This window comes from Desulfobacter latus (genome assembly GCF_013389365.1).
GTDB classification, from domain to species: Bacteria; Desulfobacterota; Desulfobacteria; order Desulfobacterales; family Desulfobacteraceae; genus Desulfobacter; species Desulfobacter latus.
Genome location: NZ_JACADJ010000028.1, coordinates 1 through 21671, shown reverse-complemented (window position 1 = coordinate 21671; position 21671 = coordinate 1). Strand labels below are relative to the sequence as shown.

Genomic DNA, 21671 nt, shown 5'->3' with positions numbered 1-21671 from the left:
ACAAATTCCATGCCGGGTTTCTACTTGATTTTAAACAAAATGATCAATAAGATAATTCGTTATGACATTTATTAGAAACATTGGCTCTTAGTGCCATACGTTAAAATGTTTCCAAATCTAAATAAGGAAGATAATAATGGCAAAAATAGTGCATCGTGAGGAATTGGCTCAGGGAACCATTATCCTCAACGAAATAGAAGCGCCGCGTATATCCAGAAAGGCCAAACCCGGCCAGTTTGTCATTCTTCAGGCGGACGAGACCGGCGAACGCATTCCACTGACCATGGCGGATACGGATCCTGAAAAAGGCACCATCACCATCATTTACATGGTTGTCGGAAAATCCACGGCCCGGTTCCGGGATCTTAAGGTCGGTGAAGAATATTATGCCCTCATTGGTCCTTTGGGGGCCCCCACCCATATTGAAAAGATAGGAAAGGTCGTCTGCGTAGGCGGCGGCACCGGTATTGCCGTACTGCACCCCATCGCACGGGCACTGAAGGATGCCGGCAATGAGGTCACAGCTATTCTGGGTTCCAGGACTTATGACCTGCTTATTCTGGAAGAACAGATGCGGAACGCCTCCCATACCCTGCATATCTGTACTGATGACGGTTCCATGGGCCATCATGGGTTTGTTACGGATGTACTCAAGGAGACCATTGAAAAAGAAGACATCGCCCTGGTTGTGGCCATTGGTCCCATTCCCATGATGAAATTCTGCAGTCTGATTACCAAGGAAAAGGGCATTAAGACCATGGTCAGCCTGAACCCCATTATGGTAGACGGTACGGGCATGTGCGGCGGATGCCGGGTATCCGTAGGGGGAAATACAAAGTTCGCCTGTGTGGACGGCCCTGAATTTGACGGACACCAGGTTGATTTTGATGAACTTGCCAAACGACTTGCCTCTTATACGGAGGTTGAGAAACAGTCCGTGGATGCTTACAACAAATGCAAATGCAATGCAAATTAATGCGCCCGTTTCTGGGATATATGGAGGAATAAATGGCTGATAAAAAAGAGAAAGTTGACCGGGTCGTGATGCCGGAACAAGACCCGGACGTCAGGCGCAGAAATTTTATGGAAGTTCCCCTGGGGCTTTCCGAAGAGATGGCAATCACCGAAGCCAAACGCTGCCTGCAATGCAAAAAACCGGCCTGCGTGGAAGGATGCCCGGTTTCCGTATCCATCCCTGAATTTATTAAATGTATCGCTGATGGTGATTTTTCCGCAGCGGCCAGAAAGCTCTGGGAACGCAATGCCCTTCCCGCGGTCTGCGGCAGGGTTTGTCCCCAGGAGGAACAATGCGAAGGCAGATGCGTTCTCGGCAAAAAAGGCAAACCTGTTGCCATTGGATATTTAGAACGTTTTGCTGCGGACTGGGAGCGTACAAACGGTACTGGTGACGTTCCTGCTGTGGCTGAAAAAACCGGCAAAAAAGTGGCGGTTGTCGGTTCCGGCCCCTCTGGACTGACCGTTGCCGGCGACCTTTTGATCAAAGGCCATGATGTTACTATTTTTGAAGCATTTCACAAACCCGGCGGGGTTCTGGTATACGGTATTCCCGAATTTCGTCTACCCAAGGAGATTGTTGCATCGGAAGTGGCTACCCTTGAAAAGATGGGCGCTGATATTGAATGCAACACTGTCATTGGCGCCACCGTCACCATTGATGAGCTGTTTGCCGAAGGGTATGACGCCGCATACATCGGTGTGGGTGCCGGGCTTCCCAGATTTATGGATCTGCCCGGTGAAAACCTCATTGGTGTTTATTCTGCCAATGAGTACCTGACCCGGACCAACCTGATGAAAGGGTATCTGTTCCCTGAATACGATACCCCCATTGCCCGGGGCAGAAATGTCGTGGTGCTTGGTGCCGGTAACGTGGCTATGGACTCTGCCAGAACAGCCATGCGTTTAGGCGCAGACTCCGTCAAGGTTGTTTACAGACGTTCCAGAGAAGAGATGCCCGCAAGAAACGAAGAATTGCACCATGCAGAAGAGGAAAAAATTGAATTTGTCCTGCTGACAAATCCGATACAATTTTTTGGTGATGAAAACGGAAGATTAACCGGTATGGAATGCCTGAAAATGGAACTGGGAGAACCTGATGCGTCCGGCCGCCGTCGGCCCATGGCCATTGAAGGCAGTGAGTTCAAAATAGACTGTGATCTGGTTGTCGTGGCTGTGGGCTCCAATGCCAATCCGCTGCTCACCAAGACCACCCCGGACCTGGCCTTAAATAAATGGGGAAATATTATTTCAGACCCCGTTACCGGAAAAACATCCAAAAAGGCAGTCTGGGCGGGCGGTGATATCGTTACCGGTGCTGCCACAGTCATTCTTGCCATGGGTGCAGGCCGTGCTGCAGCCAACTCCATGCATGAGTATCTGACCCTTGGGTGGTAAGGTTAATTGTTCGCGTACTATCCGATAAAACCAAAGGCGGATCGGGATATGCTTATCCAGCCCGCCTTTTGCGCTTTAGAGGTATCGCCGCAACAGCAGGCTGCTATTCAGGTTTGATAAACACCTTATGATCCACCAGGGACAGGGAATCAATCTTTCCTTTTATAAATTTCTGCTCACCAAAAATGGACACCAGGCGGATCCCCTCTTCATCGGGTTCCACCTTGTCCACAGCCTCCAGAAACAGAGACTCCTGTCCACTTTTGTCCACGAGATATGCATTGGCTTCACACATAATATGCACTCCTGATCTTTAGATCTTTTACAGCAAAAGGTCATCTTCCGTTTTTTACTTTCGGAAAACATCCTCAATAAATTTAGAGTATAGGAATTTCCATTTCCCAGCACCCAGCACCCAGCACCCAGTAGTACCCAGCACCTAACAGCCCGCCCAAAGGGCGCTAATTTAATAATATACAGGATATCAGATTTTTATAATACCCAAAACCCGTTTTTATGACAGCGGAAAATAAACATCCAGCAATTCATCCACCAGCTGGGGCAAAGGCGAACCGACCATCCCGACAATGGCAATATTCTCCTGGGTCAGGGGTAAAAGTACCTTTTTTGCCTGGGAGCATGATACGGCTTCAGCCATCCGGGGAGTCACCTCTCCCATCATGGAATGGGGCATGATAATCCCCACAGTGCCGATTATCATATCAGCGCCCTTAACCGTCTGTACAATGGCGTTGGTGCCGGAAGCGCCCTTATTGGCACGGGCTTTAAGCATCTGGGCAGTGGCAATGGCGTTGGTGCCAAGGGCAATTACCTCAACGGACTCCTCAAAGCGCTCCTTGATCCGCTTGATTACGGTGGATCCGATACCGCCACCCTGACCATCGATAACACACACTTTTTTCATGTTTTTTTCCTGTTACTCGACTATCAAGTTTTTAGGGAATTTGTTCAAATTCAAGGCGGAAACAATTTTTAACCGGAGGAATATACAACATATTTTGAGGATTAAAATTTTTTTCCAACGCCGAAGTCGGGCAAATTAACAAAAACTTGATTATTGAGTGTTAAATTACAAGGCGGACCTGCGCCCATACCGCTTTGGCTATATTTTCAACAGAATCATTTCCATCGATCACAGCCACACGTTCCTGGTGCGCCAAGCGGTTAAACGCTGCCAAATAATTTGCCCGGACCTGCGTCATGATATCTATTTTTTCATAGATTTCAAGATGGGTTCTGGTGGTTTGAAGCCGCTTTATGCAGATTTGGGGATCAACGTCAATAAACAGGGTGATATCCGGTTTTAAGATATCGGCATTAAGTCGATTGGCCTGGATCACCCACTCCATATCCATATACTGGCTATGATAGGCATAGGAAGAAAAATAATACCTGTCACACACCACAATTATACCGGTATCCACCATCCGGCGGATACCGGTTTCAGGATCCGTCAAATGCTCGGTGCGGTCCGCCGCAAAAAGGCTTGCAATGGTTCGCTGGTCTGCCGGAAGAGTGCCGGACAGCATCCGGCGGATCAACCGGCCCACAGGCCCGTCGGTGGGCTCGCATGTGGCAAAAACCGGGGTACCTCTTGATGCCAAGCGCTTGCAAAGCAGTTCCGCCTGGGTGGTTTTGCCGGCCCCGTCAATACCTTCAAATACCAAAAATCCGCCTTTTTTCGCTTTTTCCAAATTGACTTCCTTCATATAACTTGAGCGTATAGAAATTTCCAGCACCCAGCACCCAGCACCCAGAACCCAGAACCCAGAACCTATAACAGCCCGCCCAAAGGGCGCTAATTTAATCATCAAGTATAAAACAAACAAACCCGGCAGATCCCGAAAACCGGGCCCTGCCGGGCTGATGTATTTAAAATTCCGAATGAATCGGGTTTGACGGGTTTAATTAAGATGAGCTGTGGCAACCACTGCAATTCAAAGGCGTAGCTTTAGGAATATCGGCTTTATTTATATCCTCCTGCGCCATAGCTGCCCTGCGTTTCCTGTTGATATCCCGGTGGCAGGTTAAGCAGTTATTGTGGTAAGCCGCCAAAAAGTACATCTGGTTTGCTTCATCCTTGATACTCCTGGTGCCCGCAGGCTCGGTTTCACTGTGACATGCGTCACATGGTTCAACTTCGCTTTCTCCGTCCCAGTCATGGTGGCACTCTTTACAAGCAAACTTCAAATGAAGTCCATGGGGAAAACCAACAGGCCCCCTTGTGGCTTCCACCTCTTCGGGTGCCTCTATGGTAATAATACCCATGGGAATCGAGAGGGATTCGTCACTGTTTACAACCTTGGAATGGGGATCAGGATGGCATCCTGTGCAGGCAACGGGTCCTGTAACAATGTTCTTGGAACCGGCAGCTTTCTGCTGGTCGGCCTCGTTTCTGTGGCAGTCCCGGCATACCTGATGAAAGGCCCCGACCATGGATTTTATATTATTGTCAGATACATCTGCTTGGCCGGGTTTCGGCGCCCAAAAATTTTCATGACACCCACTTGTTCCGCAACTTTTTATGGGACTGTTTCCGTCCCAAGTGTGATGGCACTCTTGACAGGAATAGGAAAAATGAAGGGAATGGGGGAAAGTAACCGGGGACAGTGTAGCCTTATATTCGGTATCCTGGGGCGCCTGTAAGGTCATGGTACCGACAGGAAGTTCAAATGTAGCCTCAGTGTCCTCAGCAAGGGCAACGCCCGTTAAAACAAAAACAAACCAGGGTAATGCAATGAGAAATAATCGTTTCATGATCCCTCTCCAATAAAAAAGCTGTTATATCAGATTGTACCTGATGTGACCGGGGTATATCAATTGACCGCCCTCTTCAATATCACATAAACACTATTTCTGATTCAATACGCTAATACGTTAAAGATGCCTTTTGTATATTAATTAATGTTTATAAAATCAACCTGAAATTTGAGTATCAAGGTTAAAAAATACATTTCCGGTACCTGAAATGTAGTATTTACGCCTTAAATTAATCACTTAACACGCCATAAAAATTAACCCTCGGATCGAGTAACAGCTTTCAAGCAGTTAATTTTGGGTTGAATATTGAACGATTCAGGGACCTGCAGAACATGGGATTCCAAAACGGACAGGGCTTTAGCGGCAACTGAGACAGCCGCCTTTTTCCTGTTGTAAGTCAGCAGTTCAAATGTGCCTGCTGTACGTATCATTGCCTGAAGGACCTTCTTTTCCTGACCCTGAACAGCCCTGTAATTCTGCTCAAGCCATTCATGGCATTCAAAAAAAAGAGATTCATCCCATAGCAGACCGGCTATGGCATAAATATCGGCACCTAAAGGTGGATTTGACGACACTTGTGCCAGAACAGCGGTATACCGATCATACCGCGCCTTAATATAAATTTGGGCCGTATCGGGCAAATTTTTCCGCCCCAGGTCTGAAACCGCCTGTGCCAAAGCTGCCTGATCCCCTTTCTGCAGGGCACTGATAAATGCACTTCCCAAAAGATTTCTGACATCCCGGTCTGTCCGGTCTTCAAACGGATTAAACAATATCATTTTCTCCATAAGCTGCACTTTATCTAATGCTCGATGATCAAGTTTTTAGGAAATTTGATCATCGAGTAATGACAAATCTCACAAACAACCACTTCCCGCCGGCTGCCGTTTTGATCAGGTTATTTCTGACGATCTGTATAATCGTTTATGATTTCTTCTACACGCTTCCGGAGGAAATCACACGCATCCTGAACGGCGTTATCGGTAATGGTCTGGACGTCTGCTGATAATGCCTGTATCTTTTCTTCATCCATCTCGGTAATTTTATTGATGGCAAATTCGTCTACCTCGCCATCCTCGGCAAGAAGACCGCATCCGCCAACAACTCCCAGGTATTCCTCTTTAAAAAAAATCGGAACAACCAGTTTGAGCAATCCGGCATCACACTCCTCTACCACTGCTTTTTTTGTCTCGCGGGCCTGGTTGGACATATTCATATGGGCAACAGCACAGATAAAACTCTGTCCTTTTTCAGTGGATTTGATCACCGGACACAGGGAGTTCGCCCAATTGGGATTATTCGTGATCCGAATCCCATCAGGATTAAAAACAGAGCTTTGAAGATTAAATTTATCCGCTAATTCCAATTCAAGTTCAGTCCATTTTTCAATGGATAAGAGATCCGTCAATTGCATATTATACTTACTCCTTGTTTTTTAAAATTTAGTTGACTGGTCATGTGGTCGGCCAGGGCCTGTTTTAAAGATAGGAACTTTCTTCATTTTTTAACCGGAAAAATTTTTAACAAAAAACAAAAATTTTATCAAGGGCCTGAAATATAAGCTTATTATCAGCTTTAGTCGAATTGATTAATTTAGTAGAAACTAAGAATTACTGAGTATAAGAATAAGTATTTAATCGCTACCTTAAATTGTGCTGCATAATCAATACGTAACCATATTTTAGTCCTGAATAAGAATTGCTGAGCCTGCCAATAAATCCTTGAGCATTACCTTCAATTAGCGTATTTTATTTTACTGATTCTCGATGATCAAGTTTTTGTTAACTTGATCATCAAGTTAGAGGCTTTTTGATGTATTGAGAGATATTAACACAATCCGGTTTTTATATTCATTTTAAATGCCGGACAAATAGACAAGGTTTTCATGGCAAAAAAAATCATTATTATCGGTGCGGTGGCTTTAGGCCCCAAAGTGGCGAGTCGTCTCAGGCGGCTTGATCCTGATTGTGAAATCACTATTATTGACAAAGACAGCTTAATTTCATACGGCGGATGTGGTATTCCTTACTATATCGGCGGGGACATCGGAGAAATCGAAGAACTATACTCCACCACGGCCCACCAGGCCAGGGATCCTGAATTTTTCCGCACAGTCAAAGGGGTTGAGGTACTTACCCGGGTGGAAGCCATCGCCATTGACCGCAGAAACAAACAGCTGAAAGTACGTCATCTTGAAGACGGCACCGAGTCTGACATGCCCTATGACAAGTTGGTCATCGGCACGGGTGGCACACCTTTTACCCCGCCCATCCCCGGCGCTGACCTGCCGGGCGTATATCCTGTGTCCAACCTTCATCATGCCCAAGCCATCAAGGAGTTGATCAGCAAGGGTGCCGTGGGAAATGCCGTAGTTATCGGTGCCGGTGCCATAGGCGTTGAAATGGCCGAGGCCCTGACCGATCTGTGGGGCGTGGAAACCACCCTTGTGGAAATGGCCCCCCATGTGCTGCCCACTGCCATTGGTCCCAATATTGCCCTTATTGTTGAAAAAGAACTTGAGAACAATGAGGTCGATGTCAAAATCGGGGCCCAGGTCACCAAAATCCTTGGAGATGCCGAAAACGGCGTTACCGGGGTTGAGGTCAACGGCGAAGTGATTGAATGTGACCTTGTGATCATGGCCGTGGGGGTTCGCCCCAACACGGGCTTTGCGGCAGAAGCAGGCCTGGCTGTCGGCCGGTGCGGCTCCCTGATTGTGGATAAAAATTTAAGAACCACGGACCCGGATATTTACGCAGGCGGCGATTGTATTGAGGTGCGCAATCTGGTATCCGGCGACCAGCAACCCATGCCTTTGGGCTCTCTTGCCAACCGCCAGGGTCGGATCATTGCCTCCAACATATTCGGCAAGTCAGCCCAATTTGACGGCACTGTGGGGACCTTCTGCATCAAGGTGTTCGGCATAGGGGTGGCCACGGCAGGCCTGACCATTCACCAGGCCAAAGCCGCCGGATTTGATCCGGTTCATTCTGTGGTGGCCCAGTTTGACCGGGCCCATTTCTATCCCAACTCAAAATTTATTTTTGTCCAGCTCATTGCCGACAGATGCACCCGCAGGGTTTTGGGCGTGGAGGCCGTGGGGGAACAGATTGACGCTGTCAAGGCCAGGGTGGATGCTGTGGTGCCGCTGCTGCACAAAGGCATGACTGTGGATGAGGTCTGCACCCTAGAAGTGGGCTATGCCCCCCCGTTTGCATCTGCCATGGATGTGATCAACAATGCCGGCAATACGCTGGATAATATTCTGGACGGGAGAAACAGCCCCATTGACTGGCCTGAATTTATTGACCTGTTCGAAAAAGGCGAAATCACGGTGGTGGATTTAAGAGAACTTGTGGAAGCCCAGCCGTTTATTGACAAATACGGGGCAGACCGCTGGCTCTTTTTGCCCCAGACTGAGCTGCGCGAACGCTATAATGAACTGCCCAAAGACAAAGACCTCTGTCTTTTCTGCGGTACGGGTGCCCGATCTTTTGAATGCCAGAGAATCCTGAGCCAGAACGGATTCACCCGCATTCAGAATCTTCAGGGAGGATATGCCATCATCAGGGTCACTGATCCGGATTTTATTCCCGAAGGCGGATAATCCGTTAGGGACCCGCGGGCCTTATCTGCCTGGGATTTGGCAATCCCAGGCCAGGCCCACCCTGTTAGCAGCACATGAAGATGATACCCCGGTTAAGGGACTTGAAATTCACCCAGGTTCCTTAATCCGGATATCTTGGGTGCCCTCCCCGACCTAAGAGCCTGTTTGATAATTGATGAATCGGCTGCAATTCCATGAGAAGGCTCTAAGACAGCTGAAACCGGCCTACCATTGTATTCAGGTTTTCAGCCAGTCTAGACAATTCACCGGCACTGGTAAAAATCTGCCTGCTGCCGTTATTCATTTCATCGGTAGCATTGCTGACCTCGGTAATATCTCTTGTAACCTCAGCGGCTACAACAGATGTCTGGGATACATTTTCATTAACTTCCCGGATTCCCAGTGAGGCCTGGGTGACATTATTTGCAATTTCCTGGGTCGTGGCGGCCTGCTCTTCAATGGCAGAGGCAACAGCGGTAACGATTTCGTTGATCTCATTTATGATTTTCACGATGGATTCAATGGCGGTTACAGATTCACTGGTTGTTGTCTGAACGCCTAAAATTTTGTCACTTATTTCCTTTGTGGCCTCGGCCGTCTGCTGGGCAAGTGCCTTAATCTCCCCTGCCACAACGGCAAAACCCTTGCCTGCCTCACCGGCCCTTGCCGCCTCAATGGTTGCGTTAAGGGCCAGCAAGTTGGTCTGCTCAGATATGTCGGCAATGGTTTCTGTTACCTTACTGATTTCAGATGCCGCCCTTCCAAGTTCATCAACCTTTGAGGATACCTGCTTTGCAGTTTCAACAGCCTCAGCCGTTGTTTCGCTGCCTTTGGCCGTGTTACCGGCGATTTCATTTATGGTGGATGACATCTGCTCAGCGGCAGTGACAATCATTTGAATATTTACAGTCGTCTGTTCCGTGGCTGCTGCAACAGAGTTCATATTGGTTGCCATTTCTTCGGCAGAGGCGGAAACATTATTGGACCGTTCCGCAGTCTGTTCCGCATTTGTTGTTATTTGTTCGGAAATAACAGATAATTCTGTTGAAGAGGCCGTCAGGGTCTGTACACCATCTGCAATATCCTTAAACATATGGATCAAATTTTCAGCCATATGTTTCATATCGTTATACACACCTTTATTTTTTTTCGGATCAAATTTGACAGCCAGATTCCCGTTCGCAATATTGTTGGTAATATCTACAATATCGGCAGGATCCCCTCCAAGCTGAGAAACAACACTCCGTCTGATAAAAAAGGCTGTACCGATTCCCATGGCAATAGCCAGGAACGCAATCCCGAGAATCATTCGCTTTGCTTTGATAATTTGGAGATCTGTTTTCCGCTGCTGGCCGTCCAGTGAAATTTTGACGGTATTCTGGACGTTTCGGGCACATGCCACCATGGTATCGTTAATTTCATTTTGTGAATCTTTCAATGCGTTAAGCTCGGAAAAAGCCTGGCGGTATGTTTCTGCGGCCTTTATTATCGGTCTTACAGACTGTGCTTTTGCAAGGATTTCATCAAGTATACTGTTGACCTGGATGAAATAGGATTCTTTTTTGCGGATCAGAAAATTTTTTTCCTGGCGACGACATTGCAGCATCAGTCGGATAATAGCTTCGGTATTCTCAGCGCGCTTCATCAAATTTGCAATCTGACCTGGATCTGCATTCTGTGCTATCAGACGTTCACATTCATCCCGATCCGCTTTAAGAATGGCCTTGGCGGCTGCTTCCATCTGCCGCGCCGATGTTACCATTGTCGCATCCGCTTCTTTTATGCTGTTTTCCAGGGTAATATAAGTATCAAATGCCTGCCGGTATTTGTCCGCCATATTAACCATGTCATCCAACTGCTGAAGGGTTTCGGAATTAGTTGAGCGTGCCTTGATTGATTTGATTTCTTCATTGAGTAAATCCGATTGCTCAATGACGGCTTTCACATAGGATTGCTCCCCCCTGAGCATGAAATTTTTTTCCTGCTGTCGCGCCTCGTACATCATCATCGTCAGATTCCCGGTGTTAACGGCATTGCTCATTTGTTTGACCACTCTTGACAGTCCGTTAAAACCTGTTGCTGCAGCTACCAGCAGCAATACCAGAATAATGCCGAAGCCAAGGCTGATTTTTGTTCCAAGCTTAATACGCGTTGACATGCTTTTTACTCTCCTGTTTTAATTGTTTTTCTATCCTGCCGGTGTGTTTATCGTTTTTGATATAATTCTTGACAATTCTTTCATATTTACGGGTTTTAGTAAGACTTCCTTGACATTAATAGAACCCATCCGCTTCTCTTTATAATTTTCTTCGAACCCGGTGCAGATAATTACAGGAATCTCAGGATTAATCTTTTTCAGTTCCCTGGCCAACTCGTTACCTGTTAACTCAGGCATTGTCAGATTCGTAATCACCAGTTCGAATGTATCCGGATTGGCCTTCAATATTTCAAGCGCCTGACCACTGCTTGTACAGGCAGTGATGTCATAACCGATCCGCTGAAGAAATTTTTTTTCCATTTTTACAATCTGTTCTTCGTCATCTACCAGCAGAATATGCCCTGTTCCTTTCATGCACTTATTTCCAATACTTGGAAGTAATGTGGTTTCCATGTATGAACCAAGAACAGGCAGGTATATGTAAAAACAGGTGCCTTTACCCGGCGCACTGATCACTTTAATGTCCCCGCCCGCTTTTTTAACGATGCCATGGACAACCGACAGACCAAGCCCCGTACCTTTTCCGATTTCTTTGGTTGTAAAATAGGGCTCGAATATTTTTAGAGTAATCTCTTTTTCCATGCCAACGCCTGTATCGGAAATTATCAATTGCAAGTATCTGCCAGGTTGCAGCGTTAAAAAACGGGGTAACTCATTTTCATCAATGTCTGTTTCACAAAGCGCTACCGTAAGTGTTCCACCGCCGTCCTCCATGGCTTGATAGGCGTTTGTACACAAATTCATGATCACCTGATGAATCTGGGTGGGATCCGCCATTATGGGCCTGCAATTCATATCGATTTTCTGGACGATGTTGATGGTTTTGGGAATGCTTTCTCTTAAAAGACTAAGCGTTTCCTTAATAATGGGCTGAACCAGCATCTGAGTTGTGTTACCCTGTCTTTCCTTGCTGATCGAGAGAATTTGATTGATCACTTTTTTTGCCCGGCCTGATGCGTTAAGGATATTCATCAGATACTTATGGGAATCACTGTCTTCGGCAGTATCCATCAATAGAATTTCAACATTTCCCATAATGGGAAAAAGGATATTGTTAAAATCATGGGCAATGCCGCCTGCCAAGACAGCAATAGCCTCCATTCTATGGGTTCGGATCATATGCTCTTTTAGTCGTATATTCTCTTTTTCAACGGTCACTATTTCGGTAATATCGCAAATAACCACAATGAATCCTTCTGAGTGATCCAAGGCATTTAAAGGACAACTGTTCAATGAACAATGAAAAACGGTTCCATCCCTTTTGATGCATCGATTTGTCGACTGAAACGGTTTTAATGTGGAAGAATCAGAATAGAGTTCTTTACCTATCTTTTGATATATGACATTATCCGGGTAAAATATTGAGGTACTTTTCCCCACCAGATCATCATAGTCATATCCGAACATTGCATGCAAATTCTCGTTTGCCCAGTAAATTTTTCGCTGTTTAACCAGGCAGATCCCCACCGGAGATGCCTGGGTAATTGCACTGAGTTTTTGTTCCTTTAATTTCAGTGACTGCTTGTACAAACAGTACCGCTGATAGCTGCTTCTGAATAAAAGAATCCCTCCCGTCGAAAAAATGATAACAATGAAAAACAGGGTATAGTCGTGGTATTTTTCGGTTCTTTCAATGACTGTATCAAGGGCACTTTTCGGAGAACAAATCGCTATGGACCAGGTTGAATCGGCCATTTTTATCGGTGAATAGGCCACGAATTTTTCAATATATCCTTTTTGATCTTGATGCCATCCGGAAATATAGGTATCCGTTCCTTCATGGCCCTGTACCATTTTTTGCTGAATTCTTTCTATTTTCTCATATGAAAAGGCCTGATTTTTTTTCTTCCTGGCACCAAAACTACTTTGACCTTCAAGATCTTTAACGGGATGTATGAGAAAATAACCTTTCGAATCCAGAACCCATGCATATTCGACAGCCTTCTCTGATACAATGGGCTTTATAATCGTATTTAAAACAGTTATCGGATCAAAGGAGCCCACCAAAACACCTTTGATGCGGGGTGTTATCGGGTCATTTGTAAAAACGGGAACGGCGATCCTGATTCTTGGTTCATTTTGTTCATTATAAAGAAAACTGGAAATCGCTATTTTTCCAGTTGATAATGCGCTTTTATAATAATCCTCAAAATCGTATCTTTTTCCAATCAACTTCCTTCTAAATCCTTCAGTGGGACAAATAAATGTCAACATTCCCTTGGTATCTAAAAATCGTATGGAGGTAATTTTCTGCAATCCCTTATATCGGTTATAAAACAATTCCTCAAAATGCGGGTTTGAAGACAGTTCAGCGTCGGTATTTGCCATGAAATAGAGATCGGAAATAAATCGGTCAAAATATTTTTCAATAACGGCTGCGACTAGTTTTGCCTCCATCAGCTGCTGAATTCGATACTGCCTGGTAGCCGCACCTCTCAATTCATATCGGCTCTTTTTGTTGATATATATCGCAATGATAATAACAGTAAGGATGGCCAGGCTAATAAAAAATAAAGACAGTTTTTGGGGGGTCTCCATTACTTCTTTCGGAATTTCCATAGTTTTAATTCATCGTTTTGTATGTTATAAAATTATGCGTCCAAATAATATTCTGCACTTGCACATAAATCTGTTGGCAGATTAGCAAAATGCATGTTAGCAAAAGGTATGCCTGAAAAACCAAAGTTAGCGTGCTAAGTTACAATATCCATCGGCTATCTTCGGTCATAAAGGCGTATTAAAATATTAAACAGATCGGTGGACAGACTAAATTAAAGATCGAGCTGTCAATGATTGTTGTGAATAGTGTCAAGATTATTTTCAATAGTATAAATATTTTTACAGGTGCAGTGCTTGGGCTCTATGAAAGAGATGCTTCGAAAATTTTTCTTGACTCCATTTCCCGACGCATTATATAAGACTGACTTGTAACATTATTTTATTGAAACCCTGTTTCGGTATGGCCTATAACTGGCGCGGTTCCCCCTGTATTTAAGTGAGTATAATACTACTTCAGTGGGGAATCTCTTCGATACCCGTAAAAAATTAAGGAGAAAAAGAGCGTATGGCTACATTAGAGGAACGCGTACGTTGTAAAGAGTTACTCAGCAAAGTAAAAACCCCTGAAGAGTGTATTGAATTCTTTAAAGACGACATGGACGTCGGCATGTCCGGGTTTACGCCGGTCGGATATCCGAAAGTTGTACCCATCGCCCTGTGTGATCACGTTGAGAAAAACAACCTGCAAGGCAAATTAAGACTCAACCTGTTTATTGGCGCGTCTGTGGGCGCTGAAGTTGAAGATCGTATGGCCACACTGGACATGATTGATCGCCGCTGGCCCTACCAGACAGGTAAAAATCTTGGCAAAGCCATTAATAAAGGCCAAATCCGCATGGGTGACAAACACCTTTCAATGTTTCCCCAGGATTTGAAGTATGGTTTTTACACCAAGGAGAAGGGTGGCGGACTTGATATGGCCGTTATCGAAGCATCTGCCATTACCGAGGACGGCAACATAATTCTGTCCGGTGCCGTTGGCGCTGCGCCCGAAATCATTGATGTCGCTGACAAAATTATTGTTGAAATTAATACCGGGCTACCTTCTTTCGAAGGCATGCACGATATCCTTTTGACGGATCTGCCGCCATTCCGGAAAATCCTTCCGGTGACGGATCTGCGTCAGCGTATCGGTACACCCTGGGTTCCCACCGACAAGAGCAAGATTGTCGCCATTGTCGAATCCAAGCTGCCTGACAATGGTCGTGCGCTGCGTGGTACCGATGATGTTGCCCAGGCGATTGCCGACAACATCGTTGACTTTTTCCAGACTGAAGTGAAGGCCGGCCGTCTGCCTAAGAACCTGTTGCCCCTGCAATCCGGCGTGGGCTCCATTGCCAATGCTGTTGTCGGTGGGCTGACAGCAAGTCCTTTTGAAGATTTGACCGTTTTCACCGAGGTACTCCAGGACACCTTCCTCCCCTTCCTTGATTCAGGTAAATGCAAATACATCAACTGTACATCACTGTCCCTGTCCAACGATGCATTTGTTGATTGGTGGGCTAATTTCGAGACCTATAAAAACATGGTTATGATGCGTCCCCAGCAGATTTCCAACAATCCGGAACTCATCCGCCGTATGGGCGTCATCGGCATGAATACACCCCTTGAATTTGATATATATGCACATGCCAACTCCACCCATGCAAGCGGTACCCGCATGTTGAACGGTATCGGCGGTTCCGGCGACTTTATACGCAACGCTTACATATCCATAATGCATTGTCCTGCTTGCCGTGCCACCAAGGTTGATGAATTCGGCATCACCGGTGTTGTACCCAAGGTTCCCCATGTGGATCACACTGAGCACGATATTGATGTTCTGGTTACCGACCAGGGTCTGGCTGACCTGCGTGGCCTGGCACCAATTGATCGGGCCCGGGTCGTCATTGATAAGTGTGCGCACCCTGCTTACAAAGATTATATGCATGACTACGTTGATCGTGCCATCAAGGCAACTGGTGGACACCATGAACCCCAGTTGTTGGATGAGTGCTACAAAATGCACACCAACTTCATGGAAAACGGTACCATGCGTTTCTGGGAAAAATAAAACAAAACCCAATACGTCTTACCGAGACACCCCAAGCCCCGCCGGAATTTGGCGGGGCTTTTTTTTCGATGTTATTTATGGCTTAGGCGTAAAACCACTATCCCTTTAGGGTAGCTGAGGCTAATCAACCGGGCTTGCGGGCTTCCCCACAAGCCCCTCGGTCTTCAGCCGAGGGGTTGTTGACTTTCTCCGGCCTTTTGAATAAATTTGTAGTGTTCAATTCCTTCAATAATACCGCCACTTGCGTCATTTTGGGCAAAATATATGTTTCTCATATTTCTCAAGTGTTCGAGTTCCGAGCTGTAATTTCCAACAACAACACCGGCTGGTTCCCCCTTGAGCATCTCTTCATCGTTTCCTGAATCGCCGCAGATCAGAAGATTTTTTAATGGAATTTCCCATTTATAACTCAGGTACCGTATGGCTTTGCCTTTTGAGGCCCTGTAGGGAAGGATATCCAAATATTTTTCATGGGAATAGATTAACGTATACCGTAATCGTTTCTGGGTCAGCAGATGATGCAACCGGGGCAGATGATCCTTGCCGGGTAACATGTTATAACTGATTTTAAAAGGTGTCTGGGATTTATCCGATTGTTTGGTAAGATAATCAACCGCGTCAAGCTGGGACATGATCAAGTCACGATTCCAGTTTTTGGAAATATGTTTTTCCCACCCTTTGTCACGATACAACGATTTACCGTAGGTGATCTCACTTCCCACACCGGAGATGATGATGTCCGGTATCATAATATTATTCGCCTCTAAAATATCCAGAGCCGATTTAAGTACGCGACCCGTGGCCACACCGAAACCAATATTGTCTCTGTTATCCTGAATCAGTTTCATCAACCGTTCAAGGTTTTCATTGCTGCCACCCAACAGGGTATTATCAATATCAGTGATGAGCAAATAATCGAGTTTTGATAATCTTTTTCCAATGGTTAAGCGTTGTTCATTGATATCCATTTCCAGGGTTTCGTATTTTCGATGCAGGGATTTGACCTTTTGAACATATGTGTTTACATGGCTTGTCCAGGTATAATACTTACGGGTGTTCATGATGCCGTTTTTTGAAAATTCATTCCATGTATCAGGGTGTACCAGAATATCTTTAATGGCTTTGGCAATGGCCTTTGTGTCCGTTGGGTCCACCAGAATACCGCCTTGACAATTATCAATGATATCTTTCGGCCCCCCGTCATTTGTAGCGACCACCGGCAATCCGCATGCCAGCGCCTCCAGAAGGGTCAATCCAAACGGTTCTACCAGTGCGGAATTCACAAACACACCGCTTTTTTTCGCGGCAATACGATAAAGCTCCGGCACTTCGTGTTCAAAATCATGTTTTTTGGGAATGGCCATCTTTCCGTAAAGGTTATATTTATCTATTAACAGCAGCATCTGGGTCAATACATCCCGTTCACTGTCCGCTTTCTGGGATATATCCTTTCTGATGCCGGCAAAAATGGCAAGATTGGCAATGGCCTGCAGATCATAATCTTCCCCATACGCCCTAACAAGCCCTTCAATATTTTTGCGCTTATCAGGCCGGCATAGCGCAAGAATGATCGGTTTTTCGGGGTGCCTGAAAAACCGACGCAGCTCTTTAATAAGCGACTGTCTTGTAAACAGGGCCTCTTCTTTATGTTCATTATCGGAACATGTTTCATGGTAATACGGGCAAAATTTTTCAATGCCGATTCCCGGCGGAATAACATGGTATTTGGGCAGATTACTGTTTTGGTATAAACCATACTGCTCTTCCACTTCCTGGCGGGTACTGGTCACAATCATATCTGCTGATTTTAAAATCTGCTCTTCCATGGAAATCCGGTGATCAATTTTTAATTTTTTATTTAAATCATCTTCTTTCTGACCTTCATTTAACAGTCTTTGTTTCTTTGATTTTCCCAATGAATGGCCGGTATAAATAAAAGGGATGCCGAAAAACCGGGCCAGTTCTTTGGCCACATACCCTGCATCCGGGTAATGGCCATGGATCACATCCGGGATTTTTCTTTTACTCTTTATGAATTTAATTGTTTTATCCACGTATTCATCCATAAACGGCCACAACAGCTCTTTGCGTATATATTTTTTCCCGCCGCACTGAAGCCTGACAATGCGAAATTTTTCATTTACTGTTTCAATAGGTTGGCTATAATCATCAGAGCAGGATTTATCCGAAATCAATCGTGTCAATAGGTCAACCCGATGGACATCTTTATGTTTGGATAACGCATTGCCTAATTCGATAACATATTTAATCTGTCCGCCAGTGTCGGCATCATGTCCAAGTTCCATGTTTTCCGATCGAATAAGGCCGTGAATGCTGAACATTTGAATATATAGGCCTCTATGATTCATTTATTTCTCCAATTTTTTTATAAATTTTTGATAAACTGCGGGATCCTGAATCAATGCTCCCTGAACGCTGCAGACATGGGATGCAAACTCGCCGGCCAAGGAGATGATCTCTTCAATCTGCAGATTTTTCAGGATGCCGGCCACAGACATTGCCGCATAGGCATCTCCAGCACCAACCGTATCAACAATATCTAAAGATGCTTCCGGCGGTTCCATATAATGGTCCTGGTTTGCAGTAAACCATTGGCTTCCCTTTTCTCCCATGGTTAGAATGATCATTTCAAGGCAGTGGGTTCGCATTAATTGTCCGGCAGACATCCTATGGGAAGTCTTGTCATTTGAATCGAACGTCAATTCTTCAAGTTCATCGGTATTGAGTTTCAGAATGTTTGCGGCATTCAACGAAGCCACGATCGTATGCTCGGTATAACAATCGGGTCTCAGGTTAATGTCGCAAAAAGATATGGTCTCCGGCGATTTTCGGTTTAACATGTCTTGAATCAATTCAAAATTGTTCTGGGTACGCTGGATCAAGGTGCCGAAATAAATGAGATCCGGCTTTGCCCCGGATACTAACTGACGGATCGGCGCAGCATCAATGTGATCATATGCTGTATCTGTTGCGATTTTAAATGTATGTTCACCTTTACCAAGTACATCCACCTTCACAGTACCAGTGGGGCGATTGCGATCAATCTGTATGTCTTCGGGATTGAAGCCGTGGTTATCCAGAAAATTCAAAATTTCATCACCGGAACTGTCATTTCCGACTCTCGAAATAAATCTGACGGGAAATCCAAGTTTTTTCATGTGATAGGCAAAATTAAAGGGTGCCCCGCCCATGCGCTTATATTCAGGAAAGATATCAAACAAAATTTCACCAGTGACTAAGATCATAGTTGAGAATACCTCGGAAATTTTTATAAAAATTCCGTCGAACAGCCCTGATAGGCTGGAATTAAAGAAGTTTATTTTGTGTGACGGCAGGTTTGTCTGCCATATGTTTTATTTAAATTCAACGCTGTTTAATATAGAATGAATCCAAGGATTAAGTCAACCCGATGATGCGTCATCGGTTGTGGACAACCGTTAAAAAATGAAGGGCACATACTTGAATATGCCCTTGGGTGTTTCTTGGATCTTGGATACGAATAAACCGTCAGATTAAATCATTAAACTCCAAAGTACGCCTGCGGCAATGGCCGAACCAATAACACCCGAAACATTCGGGGCCATGGCATGCATGAGCAAAAAATTTGAAGGATCTTCCCGTTGCCCCACAACATGTACCACCCGGGCGGAGTCCGGTACAGCTGAAACCCCGGCAGCACCCAGCAGGGGATTGATTTTCTTTTTCAAAAACAGATTCATGAACTTGGCAAATAATAGTCCACAAGCGGTTGCAATACAAAAGGAGAGCGCGCCGAGGACAAAAATTTTCACCGAGTTCCGGGTAAGAAAGACATCGCCCTGGGTGGATGCCCCCACAGTAAGGCCCAAAAGAATGGTGGCAATATCAATCAATGCCGTGCGTGCAGTAACAGCCAGGCGCTCTGTAACCACAGCCTCTTTAAGGACATTGCCGAAGCACAGCATACCCAAAAGCGGCAGAGCGGCAGGTGCCAGAAAACAGCAGAGCAAAAAGGCGACAACCGGGAATATCATTTTTTCGCGCTTGGAAACCTGGCGCGGCTCTTCCATGCGGATGAGCCGTTCCTTACGCGAGGTTAAAAGCTTCATGATGGGGGGCTGGATTACCGGCACAAGCGCCATGTAACTGTAAGCGGCAACAGCAATGGGGCCGATAAGATGCGGGGCCAGTTTGGCGGTCAGAAAAATGGCCGTGGGGCCGTCCGCCCCGCCGATGATGCCGATGGCTGCTGACTCCTTGGGCAGAAATCCCAATGCCAGCGCACCCAGAAACGTAATAAATATGCCTGCCTGGGCCGCAGCGCCCAACAGCATAAGAACCGGTCGTGCCAGAAGCGTTGAAAAGTCGGTCATAGCACCAATGCCAAGGAATACCAAAGGCGGATAAATGCCTTGGGTGACCCCGAAATACAGATAGTGCAGAACAGAATTATTTTCATAAATGCCAAGGCCCAGCCCCTTGAAAATCGGAATGTTCCCCATAAGCATGCCAAATCCGATAGGCACCAGCAACAAGGGCTCATAATCCTTTGCAATGCCCAGATATATAAAGATCATACCAACGATGATCATAATAATATTTCGATAGTCGCACAGATAAAATCCGGTGTTCTGAAAAAATTCTAAAAATAAAATATCCATTAATTTCGCTTTCTTTTACTCGATCATCAAGTTTTGTTTTAGAACCATGAAAATAATAAAATTCAATTAAGAAACGGCACGGATGAACCGATCCTCATCCCATCTGAAATATCCCTGTTCATCGGCACACAGGATACCGGATTTAATCAGGAGACTTATGTTCGCATGGGGGTCTTTAAGGCCGGAAAGCTCGGCCATGCGCAAAAGTTTTGGCAAAGAAATCACATCATCCATGGTCTGAGCCAAAAGGTTATACTGCCGGCATATCTGTTTTTGAGGCTCAGTAAGGACCAGATGCTTTTTAGGGGTCGCCGCCTTAGCAACAGACTTAGATTTCGAAGCAAAAAGCTTTTTTATTTTTTCGGGATTATCATACAGGGCCACCAGCTTATGAAGCTGGGAAATCAGGGCGGACAGAGAGATAAGCCCTGTAAACACAATAGTAACGCCCACAACAGAAATGGCCCACCCATTATGGGCGTTTATCGCCTCAAGTCCATAAAGAACGCCAACCGCGTCAACTCCATTCAAGACTCACCTCTTTAGTATCTTTAGTATTAAATTTTTAAGTAACGCCTGTTTCGGCAAGAGTTAAACAAAAGGGGGCTTTTTCCTTGCAGAACTGGTGCCATCCATCCATAATGATACTCCCGGTATGGGTATCATGACCGCTCAGATCAAGGATTTTAAGGCAGGGAACAACCCATACAGTCCCTTTTTCCAACACGGTGATTGTCGCCGTATTATTGCCGTTTAAGCTTACCATAGACAGGCCTGCAAAATCCCCTGGCCTGTTGAGTACCACTGCCCTGCCCTCTTCCATGGCGACAAGCAGGGCTCCTTCTTCCAGAAGAAAAAAGAACTGGGTACCATGACCTGCCCGGGCCAAAATTTCACCCGGCATAACCGTCCGCCGTGAAAACAACGGAACAAGATTGTCAATATCCCGGGCATCAAGGCCCTTAAAAATGATAGATTCTGATAAGCATGCTGCAGAACTGTCCATACGCCTCCTTAAAATTATCATTGGAGTTTGAAGCAAGCTACATTTGAGAAAGAATATTCAAGCATATTTTATAAATTCTGTCGAGCGCAAAACGATCCGGGCCAGGGCAATCAGATGTAAAAAAAATGTCATCTCCCAATAATCTGGGTTTTGTTTTTTTTCAAAACAGGCGCTTCGCCCTCTTGTTTCTTGTATCTTGTCTCAAGTTTCATATAAATTAAGCCATAATATTATTTACATTCATATTCAATGGTTCGGACAAATTTAGGCGCTAATAGCACCGTAGTTTATCAGTTCCTCGTATTGAGGCGTATTTTTTATCAAGATAGGGTCCAAATCTAAGTGTGAAATAAATCGGTCCAGTAGGTTTTCAT

17 protein-coding genes are annotated in these 21671 nt (G+C 45.4%); 4 read left to right on the top strand and 13 right to left on the bottom strand.

The window, feature by feature from the left end:
* Nucleotides 1-136 precede the first annotated feature (136 nt).
* Entirely contained in the window at nt 137-976 is an 840-nt protein-coding gene (locus HXW94_RS09650) for a sulfide/dihydroorotate dehydrogenase-like FAD/NAD-binding protein (protein ID WP_178366694.1), read from the top strand.
* A 32-nt stretch (nt 977-1008) separates the two neighbouring features.
* Nucleotides 1009-2412: an NADPH-dependent glutamate synthase gene (gene gltA / locus HXW94_RS09645; protein ID WP_178366693.1), complete on the top strand. Its 1404-nt coding sequence runs from the start codon at nt 1009-1011 to the stop codon at nt 2410-2412.
* A 103-nt stretch (nt 2413-2515) separates the two neighbouring features.
* Here the strand turns inward: gltA and HXW94_RS09640 are convergent, their stop codons facing one another.
* The 6 genes from HXW94_RS09640 to HXW94_RS09615 form a co-directional block, all read right to left on the bottom strand.
* Nucleotides 2516-2707, bottom strand: coding sequence for a CooT family nickel-binding protein (locus HXW94_RS09640; RefSeq protein ID WP_178366692.1), 192 nt, complete (start codon nt 2705-2707; stop codon nt 2516-2518).
* Nucleotides 2708-2926: 219 nt separating this feature from the next.
* On the bottom strand, nt 2927-3337 hold the full coding sequence (locus tag HXW94_RS09635; protein ID WP_178366691.1) for a DUF3842 family protein: 411 nt from the start codon (nt 3335-3337) through the stop codon (nt 2927-2929).
* Between the two features lie 160 nt (nt 3338-3497).
* A complete protein-coding gene (gene tmk / locus HXW94_RS09630; RefSeq protein ID WP_178366690.1) occupies nt 3498-4127 on the bottom strand; it encodes a dTMP kinase in 630 nt (209 codons plus the stop codon).
* A 214-nt stretch (nt 4128-4341) separates the two neighbouring features.
* Entirely contained in the window at nt 4342-5190 is an 849-nt protein-coding gene (locus HXW94_RS09625; protein WP_178366689.1) for a cytochrome c3 family protein, read from the bottom strand.
* 257 nt (nt 5191-5447) lie between these two features.
* On the bottom strand, nt 5448-5972 hold the full coding sequence (locus HXW94_RS09620) for a DUF309 domain-containing protein (RefSeq protein WP_246293819.1): 525 nt from the start codon (nt 5970-5972) through the stop codon (nt 5448-5450).
* A 119-nt stretch (nt 5973-6091) separates the two neighbouring features.
* The gene (locus HXW94_RS09615) at nt 6092-6607 is read right to left on the bottom strand and encodes a PocR ligand-binding domain-containing protein (RefSeq protein WP_178366687.1); all 516 of its coding nucleotides are present in this window, start codon (nt 6605-6607) and stop codon (nt 6092-6094) included.
* 471 nt (nt 6608-7078) lie between these two features.
* Between HXW94_RS09615 and HXW94_RS09610 the strand changes: the two genes are divergently transcribed.
* Nucleotides 7079-8800, top strand: a complete 1722-nt coding sequence (locus HXW94_RS09610; protein ID WP_178366686.1) for an FAD-dependent oxidoreductase — start codon at nt 7079-7081, stop codon at nt 8798-8800.
* A 205-nt stretch (nt 8801-9005) separates the two neighbouring features.
* Here HXW94_RS09610 and HXW94_RS09605 read toward each other — a convergent pair whose 3' ends face one another.
* Together HXW94_RS09605 and HXW94_RS09600 are read right to left on the bottom strand one after the other, a co-directional pair.
* Nucleotides 9006-10958, bottom strand: a complete 1953-nt coding sequence (locus tag HXW94_RS09605) for a methyl-accepting chemotaxis protein (RefSeq protein ID WP_178366685.1) — start codon at nt 10956-10958, stop codon at nt 9006-9008.
* 30 nt (nt 10959-10988) lie between these two features.
* Nucleotides 10989-13577 (bottom strand): hybrid sensor histidine kinase/response regulator, encoded by a 2589-nt coding sequence (locus tag HXW94_RS09600; protein WP_178366684.1) that lies wholly within the window; start codon nt 13575-13577, stop codon nt 10989-10991.
* Nucleotides 13578-14082: 505 nt separating this feature from the next.
* On the opposite strand from HXW94_RS09600, the gene scpC reads away from it, so the two are divergent.
* Entirely contained in the window at nt 14083-15630 is a 1548-nt protein-coding gene (scpC, locus tag HXW94_RS09595) for a succinyl-CoA:acetate CoA-transferase ScpC (protein ID WP_178366683.1), read from the top strand.
* A gap of 164 nt (nt 15631-15794) precedes the next feature.
* Here the strand turns inward: scpC and HXW94_RS09590 are convergent, their stop codons facing one another.
* The 5 genes from HXW94_RS09590 to HXW94_RS09570 all read right to left on the bottom strand — a co-directional run bounded on the left by HXW94_RS09590 (nt 15795) and on the right by HXW94_RS09570 (nt 21297).
* The gene (locus HXW94_RS09590) at nt 15795-17999 is read right to left on the bottom strand and encodes an HAD-IIB family hydrolase (RefSeq protein ID WP_178366682.1); all 2205 of its coding nucleotides are present in this window, start codon (nt 17997-17999) and stop codon (nt 15795-15797) included.
* On the bottom strand, nt 18000-18896 hold the full coding sequence (locus tag HXW94_RS09585; RefSeq protein WP_178366681.1) for a carbohydrate kinase family protein: 897 nt from the start codon (nt 18894-18896) through the stop codon (nt 18000-18002).
* A gap of 267 nt (nt 18897-19163) precedes the next feature.
* Nucleotides 19164-20291 carry a sodium ion-translocating decarboxylase subunit beta gene (locus HXW94_RS09580; RefSeq protein WP_178366680.1) on the bottom strand — a complete coding sequence of 376 codons (1128 nt, stop codon included), beginning with the start codon at nt 20289-20291 and terminating at the stop codon, nt 19164-19166.
* Between the two features lie 66 nt (nt 20292-20357).
* Nucleotides 20358-20822: an OadG family protein gene (locus tag HXW94_RS09575; RefSeq protein ID WP_178366679.1), complete on the bottom strand. Its 465-nt coding sequence runs from the start codon at nt 20820-20822 to the stop codon at nt 20358-20360.
* Between the two features lie 34 nt (nt 20823-20856).
* Nucleotides 20857-21297, bottom strand: coding sequence for a cyclic nucleotide-binding domain-containing protein (locus tag HXW94_RS09570; RefSeq protein ID WP_178366678.1), 441 nt, complete (start codon nt 21295-21297; stop codon nt 20857-20859).
* Nucleotides 21298-21671 lie beyond the last annotated feature (374 nt).